Below are 11764 nucleotides of genomic sequence, written 5' to 3'. Positions count from 1 at the left end.
AACGGCCCCGCCCGCCTGACGGCGCCGGTTGGCACCGCCGCGGCGGCACCGAGTTCGGCGTCAACGGTGCCGGTGCGGCTCCGGGTGGCCGGTCAGGCAGGCGGGACGTTCTGGGGTGGCACGAGGCTGGGGACCGTGATGCTGGTGGGGTCGGACAGCGCCCGTTCGACGACGACTCCGGCCGCTCCGCGTGCGGCGGCGCCGAAGCCGAGGTCGGAGGCGGCGAAGTGGCAGCGTTCGATGGCGCCGTTCATGCCCGCGCGGGCCAGTTCCTCGTGTGCGGCGGGGATGAGCCGGTCGGCGAGCCTGGCGAAGTAGCCGCCCAGCACGATCACCCGCGGGTTGAAGATGTTGACGAGCATGGCGGCGCCGAGGCCGAGCCACCGGCCCACTTCGGCGACGGCGGCGTCCACGCGGGGGTCGCCTTCGGCGCGCCGCTGCTCGATCTCGGCCAGCCGCTCCTCCGGGTCGCGGACGAGGCCGGTGCCGTAGGCGTGCTCGGGCGTGGCCATGCGGACGAGGGCGGCCAGCCCGACCTTGGTCTCCCAGCAGCCGGCCCGGCCGCAGCGGCACGGCTCGCCGTCGGGCTCGATCATGACGTGGCCGACCTCGCCGGCGAAGCCGTCGGCGCCGCTGAGCAGCCGGCCACCGGCGATGACGCCGCCTCCGACGCCGACCTCGCCGGTGAGGTAGACGAGGTCGTCGGTGCCGGCGGCGACGCCGGTGGTGTACTCGGCCAGGGCGGCGAGGTTGGCGTCGTTGGCGACCGCGATGGGGATGCCCGCGGCGCGGCCGGCGCGTGACAGCCGCTCGGCCACCGGCACGCCGCGCCAGCCCAGGTTGGGGGCGACGACGACGGTGCCGGTGGTGGTGTCGATGAGGCCGGGCACGGCCACGGTGATGCCGGCCGGTCTGACGCCGAGCCGGTCGAGGTCGGCGACGGTGCGCTCGACCATGCGGGCCAGCTCGTCGAGGGAGCGTTCGGGGCCGGAGCCCATGGCGTCGAAGCCGATGCGCCGGTCGATGAGCACGCGACCGGCGAGGTCGGTGGCGATGGCGGCGATGTAGTCGACGTTGACCTCGACGCCCAGGGCGCCGACGCGGGAGCCGTCGAGGCCGAGCGCGACGCCGGGGCGGCCGACGGAGCCGGCGTGCTGCGGCCCCATCTCCTTGACCAGGCCGCGGGCCTGCAGCTCGCTGACGAGGCTCGTGACGGTGGCCTTGTTCAGCCCGGTGGCGCCGGCGACGGCCGAGCGGGAGCACGGGCCGTGCGTGCTGACGTGGCGCAGCACGAGGGCGAGGTTGGAGCGGCGCACGGTGGCCTGGTCGGCGGGCAGCCGCGCGGGCCGGCCGCGACTCGCCGAGCCGGCCGCGTGGCCGCCGGCCGGGTTGTGGTCCACGCTCCTCCTCGATTAGTCGGGGTGGCTAGCCGAATTAAAAGGGGCCGACCCGGCGCACACAAGAGTGAAATCGGTTACAGATTATGTAACGTTCCAGTAACGAGCCGCGCAATAGCTCCTGAAGTGCACGGAAATCAGTGTTGCCAACTCGTTACGAAGGCGCGGGGTGTACGGCGCGATCTCGCCGTGTTACAACTCCGATTAATTGATCTCGGAGATAAACAAAGGGCAGGTGGCGCGGATGACGTACAAGCCGCCCCGCACCCGCCCGCCGGGTGGCGCCCCTCCCGCGGGCGCCGCCGCGCTGCGCCGGGCGAACCTCTCGCTGGTGCTGCGCAAGCTGCGCGAGCACGCCTCCCTGTCCCGTGCCCACATCGCCGAGGCGACCGGGCTGCACCGGGCCACCGTCTCCAACCTCATGGCCGAGCTCCTGGAGCGGCGGCTGGTGCGGGAGGTCGGCGTCGAGCACGTGGGCGCGATCGGGCGTCCCAGGCGGGCGGTGGCCCTGCACGGGGCGCACGTCGGCGCCCTGGGCATGGAGATCAACGTCGACTACATCGCGGTGCACGGCACCGACCTCAGCGGCCGGGCCCTGGTCGAGCGCCGGGTCGCCTACGACGCCATGGGCAGCGGCCCCGACCGGGCCGTGCGCCGGCTCGGGCTCGTGGCCAAGGAGTCCGTGGAGGCGATGCGGCGGGCCGGGGCGGCTCCCGCCGGCGTCGCGGTCGCCGTACCGGGGCTGGTGGACGTGGCGCGCGGCATCGTGACCCTCGCCCCGAACCTCTACTGGCACGACGTGCCCCTGGCCGACCAGCTCGCCACCATGCTGGGCACGCCGGCCGTGCCCGTGCGGGTGGAGAACGACGCGAACCTGGCCGCCCTGGCCGAGTACACCTCGGGCGTCGCCGCCGGCACGCCCTACCTGGTCTACCTCACCGGCGAGGTCGGCGTCGGCGGCGGCATCATCCTGGGCGGCGAGTTGCTGCGCGGAGCCGACGGCTTCTCGGGCGAGGTCGGGCATCTGCAGGTGGACCCGAACGGCGCGCGCTGCGGTTGCGGCCGCGTCGGCTGCTGGGAGACCAAGGTCGGCCTGGCCGCGCTGGTCGGGGCGGCCATGCCCGAGCAGGCGTACGGGCTGCCCGGCCGGCCCGTGCCCGACCCGGGCGAGCGGGTGGCCGACATCGCCAGGGGCCTGGCCGCCGGCGACCGGCGGATGACGATGGCGGTGGCGCAGGTCGGCGAATGGCTGGGGCTCGGCGGCTCGATCCTGGCCAACCTGTTCAACCCGCGGGTGATCGTCATCGGCGGCTACTTCGCCTCGCTGGCCGAGTGGCTGCTCCCCCACGCCCAGGACCAGCTCCAACGGCTCATGGTGGCCGCTCCCGCCGCCCAGTGCCGGTTCGTCGCCTCCACGCTCGGCTTCGGCGCCGCCTCCCGGGGCGCCGCGAGCATGGTGGTCAGCCACCTCATCGACGACCCTACGACGCTCATGGACGCACTCCCCCGGCCGGCACCCCGCTGACGGCCCCCGCAGACCTGGAGACGGCACCCTCCAGCAACCGCACCATCCGCTCCTCACCACCCCGTCACCATCCCGTGGCAACAGCGCGGCGGCGCGCGCCTTTGCCTGACGTCCCCCCGGTCAGGAAGGGTTCCTCATGTCACCACGTCAGCGCACGTGGGCCAGGCTCCTCGGCTCGGCCCCACGAGCCGGCGGACGGCGTCCGAGACGCCGCACCGCCGCGACGGCCGTCTTATCGATGGCCGCGGCCCTCATCGTCCCCTTCGTCACGCTCTCCCCGGCCCCCGCGGGCGCCGAGACCGCCACCACGGCGGCGGAGCCCGCCTTCAAGGTCCTCGTCTTCTCGAAGACGACCGGCTTCCGTCACGACTCGATCCCCGAGGGCATCGCGGCCGTGCAGAAGCTCGGCCAGGACAACAACTTCACGGTCGACACGACCGAGGACAGCGCGCTGTTCACCGACCAGAACCTCGCGCAGTACCAGGCCGTGATCTTCATGTCCACGACCGGCGACCCGCTCAGCACGCAGGAGCAGAAGGACGCCTTCCAGCGCTACATCCAGAAGGGCGGCGGGTTCGTGGGCGTCCACGCCGCCGCCGACAGCGGTTACAACTGGCCCTGGTACGGCAAGCTCGTCGGCGCCTACTTCAAGCAGCACCCGGCGATCCAGCAGGCCACGGTCAAGGTCGAGGACCCGGCGCACCCGTCCACCAAGGACCTGCCGACGACCTGGACCCGTACCGACGAGTGGTACGACTACCAGGCGAACCCGCGCGCGACCGTCCACGTGCTGACCTCGATGGACGAGAAGTCCTACACCGGCGCCACGATGGGCGCCGACCACCCGATCACGTGGTGCCAGGACTTCGACGGCGGCCGCTCGTGGTACACGGGGCTCGGCCACCTGAAGGAGAACTACAGCGAGCCGAACTTCCTGAAGCTGCTGCTCGGCGGCATCCAGACGGCCGCCGGCGCGGTCAAGGCCGACTGCTCGGCCTCGCAGAGCTCCAGCTTCGAGAAGGTCACGCTCGACGACAACACCTCGAACCCGATGATGGTGGACGTCGCCAAGGACGGCCGGGTCTTCTACATCGACCGGCTCGGCGAGGTCCGGATCATCAAGCCGGCCGGCGGCACGGTGACGGCGGCGAAGCTGAACGTCTTCACCGCCAACGAGAGCGGCCTGCTCGGGCTGGCGCTCGACCCCGCCTTCGACACCAACCACTGGCTGTACCTGTACTACTCCCCCTCCGGGACGAACGTCGACCGGCTGAGCCGCTTCACCGTCACCGGTGACACGGTGGACCTGACGACGGAGAAGAAGATCCTCGACGTGCCGGTGCAGCGGGCCGAGTGCTGCCACCACGGCGGCGGCATGGTGATCGACCCGAAGACGGGGAACCTGTGGCTGGCCACGGGCGACAACACCAACCCGTTCGCCTCCGACGGCTACACGCCGATCGACGAGCAGCAGGGCCGCTCCAGCTGGGACGCCCAGCGCAGCGCGGGCAACACCAACAGCCTCAGCGGCAAGCTGCTGCGCATCCACCCGGAGGCCGACGGCACCTACACCGTGCCGGACGGCAACCTGTTCCCGCCGGGCACGGCGAAGACCAAGCCGGAGATCTACGGCATGGGCCTGCGCAACCCGTTCCGCATGGGCCTCGACCCGAAGACCGGCCACATCATGCTCGGCGAGTACGGCCCCGACGCCGGCACGGCCAGCGCCACCCGGGGCCCGCAGAACACGGTCGAGTGGAACCTGGTCTCGAAGCCGGGCAACTACGGCTGGCCGTACTGCGTCGGCAACAACACCCCGTACGTCGACTACAACTTCGCCACCAAGCAGTCGGGCTCGCCGTTCAACTGCGCGGCGCCCGTCAACGACTCGCCGAACAACGACGGTCTGACCACGCTGCCGCCGGTGATCCCGGCGACGATCTGGTACCACTACGCGGCCGACCCGCAGAACTTCCCCGAGATGAGCGGCGGCGCGCCGATGGGCGGCCCGGTCTACCGCGCCGACCCGAACCTGCAGTCGGACGTGAAGTGGCCGGCGTACTGGGACGGCAAGGCGATCTTCGGCGAGTGGAACAACGACAAGGTGTGGTCGTTCCAGCTCGACGAGACCGGCACCAAGCTCGTCGAGATGAACCCGATCCTCGGCTCGCTGACGTTCAAGAAGCCGATGGACATGAAGTTCGGTCCCGACGGCGCGCTGTACATGATCGAGTGGGGCTCCGGCTTCGGCGGCGACAACGCCGACTCGGGCATCTACCGCATCGAGTACACCAAGGGCACCCGCCCGCCGATCGCCCGCGCCGCGGCGGACAAGACGGACGGGCCGCTGCCGCTGGCCGTCACGTTCTCCAGCGAGGGCAGCCGGGACCCGGACGGCAAGCCGCTCACCTACGCCTGGGACCTCGACGGCGACGGTGACACCGACTCCACCGACCCGAACCCCTCCTACACCTACACGGAGGGGGGCGACTACAACGCGGTCCTGACCGTCAAGACCCCCGACGGCAAGACCGCCACGGCCAGCGTCGAGATCAGCGCGGGCAACACCCGCCCCACCGTCTCGGTGAACCTCCCGCCGAACGGCGCCTTCTTCGAGTTCGGCGACCAGGTGAAGTTCAAGGTCACCGTCACCGACCCCGAGGACGGGACGATCGACTGCGACAAGGTCACGATCCAGGCGATCCTCGGCCACGACAGCCACGGCCACCCGCTCGACCAGCACAAGGGCTGTGAAGGCGTGCTGCAGACCCAGCAGGCCGGCCACGGCGAGTACGACAACCTGTTCTACGCCATCGAGGCCAGCTACACCGACGGTGGCGCCAACGGCGCCAAGCCGCTGACCGGGCGGGGCCAGGTCCTCCTGGAGCCCAAGCGCAAGCAGGCCGAGCACTTCTCGCGGACCGGCCGGGTGGCCGACGGCAAGGGCACCGACACCGCGGGCGTCCAGGCGGAGACCACGAGCGACCCGCAGGGCGGCAACCAGCACATCGCGTTCGTCCAGGACGGCGACTGGTGGTCGTTCGACCCGGCGAACCTGACGAACGTCACCGCGATCCGGTTCCGGGCCTCCTCGGGCGGCGCCGGCGGCACCGTGCAGGTCCGGGCGGGCAACCCGGAGACCGGTACGCTGATCGGCTCGGTCGAGGTGACGCCCACCGGCGGCTGGCAGACGTTCACCGACGTCACGCTCGACCTGAGCAGCCCGCCCACGGACAGCGGCCCGCTGTACTTCGTCGTGCGCAAGCCGGCGAGCGCGGCCGACAACGCCTACCTGGCCAACTTCAACTGGGTCGACTTCGTCGGCAAGGGCGCCACGGACAACGAGCATCCGGCGGTGACCGCGACGGCGACCCCGGCGACCGGCGTCGCGCCGCTGAAGGTCGACTTCAAGGCGACGGCGACCGACCCCGAAGGGGACGCGATCACGTACAAATGGAACTTCGGGGTGAGCGGCGCGCCGGAGCCCACCACCGCCGAGGCCAGCCACACCTACGACGCGCCCGGTACCTACACCGCCGTCGTGACGGCGACCGACGACAAGGGCGCCTCGGCCACCGCCCAGGTCACGGTCAAGGTGGACGCGCCGGCCACGGTGTGCTTCACCGGCCGCTCAGACGACTTCACGGGCAGCCAGCTCGACCGGAACCGCTGGTCGGTCGTCCGGGAGAACCAGGACCTCAAGGTCGCCGACGGCAAGCTGGTCATCCCGACCTCGACCACCGACATCTACAGCACGGGCGGCAACACGCCGAACATCGTGCTGCAGCCGGCGCCGTCGGGCGCGTGGACGGCCACCGCCAAGCTCACCCTGGACGCGCGGGACGCCTACCAGCAGGCGGGCCTGATCATCTACGGTGACGACGACAACTACGCCAAGATGGTGCTCCAGGCGCGGTCGACGTCGGGCTCCGACCACGCCAGCCGCATCTTCCAGTTCATCCGCGAGGAGAACGCCGCCCCGAACGAGGTGTCGCAGAGCAACACGGCCAACCTCGGCGACTCCTACCCCGACACCGTGTACGTGCGGTTCGTCAGCGACGGGACGAACATCACCGCCCACTACTCCGCGGACGGCAGCACGTTCACCGCGATGCCGCAGACCAAGCCGCTCGCCGGGATCACCAACCCGAAGATCGGCCTGCTCTCCCTGGCCGGGGCCGGCCATCCGGTCGTGGACGCCGCCTTCGACTGGTTCCACATCACCCCGGACGACACCGCGACCGCGCCCGACCCGGACGACGAGTTCGACGGCACCGCCCTCGACACCTGCCGCTGGAGCGCGATCGTGCGCCCCGACGCCACCGCGGCCCGCGTCAAGGACGGCAAGCTGGAGCTCGACACCACCACCGGCGACATCTACGGGACCACCAACAGCGGCCCGAAGAACTTCGTCCTGCAGCCCGCGCCGAACGGCGACTGGACGCTGGAGACGAAGGTGGACGCCTCGGCGCTGAACGAGCAGTACCAGCAGGGCGGCCTGATGGTGTACGCCGGCGACGACGACTACGTCAAGCTCGACTTCCTGACCACCAACGCCGCGGGGTCGGCGGTGGCGCGGGCCATCGAGCTGCGCAGCGAGGTCGGCGGCACCGTGCAGAGCCCGCAGCCGCAGGCGAACAACCTCAGCGGCGGCGTGTGGTGGCTGCGGCTGAAGAAGGCCGGCGCCACCTTCACCGGCTCCTACTCCGCCGACGGCCAGACGTGGACGGAGCTGTCCGCGCCGGTCGAGAACAGCGCCGTGGCCAGTGGCGCCAAGGCCGGCGTCTACACCATCGGCACCAACCAGTCGGCGTCGAAGACGGTCACGTTCGACCACTTCCACCTGACCGCGCCGGCCTCACAGGTCAAGCTGGCGGTCTCCGCCTCCTCCCGCTGCGTCGGCACCTCGGCGTACGTCGCGGTCACGGCCGTCAACAACGCCGGGGTACCGGTGACGGTGACGCTGACCACGCCGTACGGGTCGAAGACCGTGACCGGCGTGGCACCGGGCAAGCAGGCGTACCAGTCCTTCAACAGCAGGGCCGGACAGATCGACGCGGGCACGGTGACCGTGAAGGGCACCGCGACGATCGGCGGCGAGCAGGTCACCACGTCCTACGACGCCGCCTACCCCGCGCTCGGCTGCGGCTGACGCGCCCGGCCTCCCTCTGACTGGAGCGATCACATGAGATTACACAGGACAACCCGGACATTCGCCGCGGCGGTGCTCGGTGTCGCGCTGACCGGCCTCGGCATCGGCGCGGCCGGCCCCGCCTCGGCGGACGACGACCCCGACAACGGCATCGACGTGTCGGTCACCATCGAGCCCGCCACCACTCCCGGCCAGGTCTCCATGACCGTCGCCGACAACGGCGGCGTCTCCCTGCAAGAGGACGGCTCCAACGCCACCGCCCGCCAGTTCGTCGGCACCCTGCCGACGGTCACCGTCACCGACACCCGCCGCCCCGAGGAGATCCCCGCCGGGGACTTCTGGGCGGTCGTCGGGCAGGCCGCCGAGTTCACCGCGACGGGCGGCTCCGCGCCGCCCATCGGCCCGCAGTACCTGGGGTGGCGGCCACGGCTGCTGAGCGACACCTCCACCGGGGCGGTCTCGGCCGGCGAGCCCGTCTCCAGCGTCATCTCCGACGGCAGCGGCGCCCCCGCCGTCGGCCTCCAGGGCCAGGAGCTGCTGGTCTCGACGGCGAACTCCGCCGACGAGATCGGCACCTGGCAGGTCAACGCGGACCTCGCCCTGCGCACGCCCGTGGACGTCGCGGCCGGCGAGTACCACTCGACCGTGACGCTCTCGCTGTTCAACCAGTCCTGAACCGTCATCGTCCGCCGTGGGCGCCCGGGCACCGTCCCGGGCGCCCCCCGATGAGGCTGGAGACATCTCCGTTGACGAAAAGCCGTGCACTGGGCGCCCTCGCCGCCCTGCTCGTGACCCTGCCGGTCAGCCTGCTGGTCAGCCTCGCCGGCCCGGCCGCCGCCGACATCACCTGGTCGGTCGTGCCGGCCAACGCGGGCGGCCCCGACGGCCGGAGCGTCATCGACCTCGAACTCGCCGGCGGGCAGCAGGTGACCGAGCACGTCGCGGTCACCAACCGCTCCACCCGGCCGGTGGACTTCGCGATCGACGCCAACGACGGCTATCTCACCGCCAAGGGCTACTTCGACATGCGGCCCTCGGACGCCGTCCCGGCCGACGGCGGCGCGTGGCTGGAGATCCCCGAGCGGGTGACGGTCGCCGCCGGCGCCACGTCCGTGGTGCCGGTCAAGGTGACGATCCCGCAGAACGCGACCCCGGGCGACCACCCGGCGGGCGTGACCGCGTCCCTGGAGACGGTCTCCGGTCAGGTACGCGTCCAGAACCGGGTGGGCGTCCGCCTGAACATCCGCGTCACCGGCGACTACGTGGCCAAGGTCGCGGTGAGCGACGTGCGGGCCGAGTACGTCCAGTCGTGGAACCCCTTCGCCTCGGGCTCCGTCGAGGTCACCTACACCGTGGCCAACGCCGGCAACGTCCGGCTCGTCACCGACAACCGGGTGCTGACCGCCACGCTCGCCGGCCAGAGCGACTGGAGCGACCCGTCCGCCGCCAGGGCCAGGGAGCTCATGCCGGGCGGCAGCCGCACGTTCACCGCCCGCGTCACCGGCGCCTGGCCGCTCGGGCCCATCGGCACCACGGTCACGGCCATCCCCTCGCCCGCCGGCGGGCCGCTCCCGGGCGTCGCCGCCGAGCAGGTGGCGGTGCAGGCCACCGTCTGGGCCCTGCCGTGGCCGCAGCTCGCCCTCCTCGTCCTGCTCGCCCTCGCCTACCCCGCCGTACGGCTGATCGCCGCCTGGCGCCGCAAGCGGATCCAGAAGCTCATCAGGCTGCACAGCCGGGAGACGCCCCAGGAGGCGTGAGCACCATCGACCCACAAGGAGCCATCACCGTGAACAAGGCACCGGCCTACCTCCTCACCCTCCTGCTCGCCGGGCTCGCGCTCGTGCTCGGCGCGCCGGCCGCCGCCGCGCACGGCGGGCCGATCGAGCTGGAGGTGACCGGGGACGGGGCCGACAACGTCAACGTGCTGGTGACGTACAAGAAGGACGGCCATCCCGTCACCGAGATCGTCGAGGCGACCCTGAAGGCGACCTCGTCCGACGGCCGTTCCTTCGGCCCCGTGCCGCTCAGGTCGGCGCCCGAGGGGCAGAACCTGTACCACTCGGCCGAGCCGCTGCCGAGCGGCGAGTGGCGGGTCACCGTGGTCGCGACCGAGCCGTCCAAGGCGAAGGCGACGGTGAAGGTGAAGGCGGGCGCGATCACCGCCGCGCCCGCCGCGTCCGCCCCGGCCGCCGCGACCCCCGCCCCGAGCCAGGCGGCCACCCCAGCCCAGGCGACTCCGGCCCAGGCGGCTCCGGCCCAGGCGGCTCCGGTGGCCGCGGTGGAGGACCGGGGCACGACGGGGACCCCCGTCAAGGTCGGCGTCATCGTCCTCGTGGCGCTCGCCGCCGTCGCGGCCTGGATCGGCTTCGCCCGCCGCCACCGCGCGCCCCTCCGGTGAGCGCCCCGCCGACCCCTTCCCGGCCCCGATGGTGTCCATCCCTAGGGAGAGCCACCATGGAAGAGAAGGAGCCGGCATGCGAGGGATCCCACCGTCCGACGAGACAGGCGCCGACCAGACAGGCGCCGACCAGACAGGCGCCGCCGGGCGGCTGATGACGGCCGCGCGCGGCGGCGACGGCGACGCGTTCCGCGCCCTGGTCGAGCCGTACCGGCGCGAGCTGCACGTGCACTGCTACCGCCTGCTCGGCTCCGTCCAGGACGCCGAGGACCTGGTGCAGGAGACGTTGCTGGCGGCGTGGCGCGGGATCGGCGGCTACGAGGAGCGGGCGTCGCTGCGGACGTGGCTCTACCGGATCGCGACCAACCGCTGCCTGAACGCGCTGCGGGCCGGCGCTCGCCGCCCGCCCGCGCACGCCATGGCGCGGGTCCCGCCCTCCGAGCACGCCGGGCCATCGGTCCCGGCCTCCGAGCCCGTTCCGACGCCGGTACCGGCCGCCCGGCCGGCACGCCGGCGCGAGGAGGCGAGCTGGCTGGAGCCGTACCCGGACGTGCTGCTCGACGAGCTGCCCGACCGGCTGCCGGGCCCCGAGTCCCGCTACGAGACCAGCGAGTCGGTGTCGCTGGCGTTCCTGGCGGCCCTGCAACGGTTGCCGGCCCGGCAGCGGGCCGTGCTGGTGCTGCGGGACGTGCTGGGGTACCGGGCCGCCGAGGTGGCGGACCTGCTCGGCACGACCACGAACGCGGTGACCATGGCGCTGAAGCGGGCCCGGGCGACGCTGTCGCGCGAGCTGCCCGGCCCCGACCGGGAGAGCGCCCCGCTGCCGGGCTCGCCACGCGAGCGCCGCCTCGTGGCCGGATTCACCCGGGCGTTCGAGGCGGGCGACGTCGACGCCATCGTGGCGCTGCTGACGCAGGACGCGTCGCTCACCATGCCGCCGCTGCCGCTGGCGTACCGGGGCCCGGACGAGATCCGCACCTTCCTCGCCACCGCCGCGCTGGCCGGCGGCCGCCGGTACGCGCTGATCCCGACGCGGGCGAACGGCCAGCCGGCCTTCGGCTGCTACCTGCGTGACCCGCGCACGCCCATCCTGCACGCGCAGGGCGTGCTCGTGCTGACGCTGGCGGGCGAGCGCGTGTGCGGGCTGACCCGCTTCCACGACAACTCGCTGCTGACCGCGTTCGGCCTGCCACGCTCCCTGCGCGCCTGACCGGGCTCGGCCTGCCGCGCTGGTCGCGCGCCGGCCCGAGCCGCATCTCACCCTCACCCACGCCCGGCACGTGGGTTCGCCG

The 11764-nt window shown here is 72.5% G+C and carries 7 protein-coding genes; 6 read left to right on the top strand and 1 reads right to left on the bottom strand.

The features are described 5' to 3' along the window. Positions 1-92: 92 nt before the first annotated feature. A complete protein-coding gene (locus HCN51_RS23510; RefSeq protein WP_346433761.1) occupies positions 93-1400 on the bottom strand; it encodes an ROK family protein in 1308 nt (435 codons plus the stop codon). A gap of 241 nt (positions 1401-1641) precedes the next feature. On the opposite strand from HCN51_RS23510, the gene HCN51_RS23505 reads away from it, so the two are divergent. The 6 genes from HCN51_RS23505 (at position 1642) to HCN51_RS23480 (ending at position 11682) form a co-directional block, all read left to right on the top strand. Continuing rightward, the gene (locus tag HCN51_RS23505) at positions 1642-2922 is read left to right on the top strand and encodes an ROK family protein (RefSeq protein WP_168011611.1); all 1281 of its coding nucleotides are present in this window, start codon (positions 1642-1644) and stop codon (positions 2920-2922) included. Positions 2923-3160: 238 nt separating this feature from the next. After that, positions 3161-8074 carry a ThuA domain-containing protein gene (locus HCN51_RS23500; protein ID WP_206067568.1) on the top strand — a complete coding sequence of 1638 codons (4914 nt, stop codon included), beginning with the start codon at positions 3161-3163 and terminating at the stop codon, positions 8072-8074. A 33-nt stretch (positions 8075-8107) separates the two neighbouring features. Further along, positions 8108-8749, top strand: coding sequence for a hypothetical protein (locus tag HCN51_RS23495; RefSeq protein WP_168011609.1), 642 nt, complete (start codon positions 8108-8110; stop codon positions 8747-8749). A gap of 71 nt (positions 8750-8820) precedes the next feature. Then, positions 8821-9831, top strand: a complete 1011-nt coding sequence (locus HCN51_RS23490) for a COG1470 family protein (protein ID WP_168011608.1) — start codon at positions 8821-8823, stop codon at positions 9829-9831. Between the two features lie 29 nt (positions 9832-9860). Next, positions 9861-10472, top strand: a complete 612-nt coding sequence (locus HCN51_RS23485; protein WP_168011607.1) for a hypothetical protein — start codon at positions 9861-9863, stop codon at positions 10470-10472. Positions 10473-10548: 76 nt separating this feature from the next. Then, the gene (locus tag HCN51_RS23480; protein WP_240973160.1) at positions 10549-11682 is read left to right on the top strand and encodes a sigma-70 family RNA polymerase sigma factor; all 1134 of its coding nucleotides are present in this window, start codon (positions 10549-10551) and stop codon (positions 11680-11682) included. The last annotated feature ends 82 nt before the right edge of the window (positions 11683-11764 follow it).

It is taken from the genome of Nonomuraea composti, from assembly GCF_012034275.1.
Taxonomy (GTDB): Bacteria; Actinomycetota; Actinomycetes; order Streptosporangiales; family Streptosporangiaceae; genus Nonomuraea; species Nonomuraea composti.
This window is presented reverse-complemented; position numbering and strand designations above follow the sequence as displayed.

Bases quoted from the DNA above. Each gene is read 5' to 3' on its own strand.
- HCN51_RS23495 (WP_168011609.1), top strand. From the start codon at position 8,108: ATGAGATTACACAGGACAACCCGGACATTCGCCGCGGCGGTGCTCGGT.
- HCN51_RS23505 (WP_168011611.1), top strand. From the start codon at position 1,642: ATGACGTACAAGCCGCCCCGCACCCGCCCGCCGGGTGGCGCCCCTCCC.
- HCN51_RS23500 (WP_206067568.1), top strand. From the start codon at position 3,161: ATGGCCGCGGCCCTCATCGTCCCCTTCGTCACGCTCTCCCCGGCCCCC.
- HCN51_RS23480 (WP_240973160.1), top strand. From the start codon at position 10,549: ATGCGAGGGATCCCACCGTCCGACGAGACAGGCGCCGACCAGACAGGC.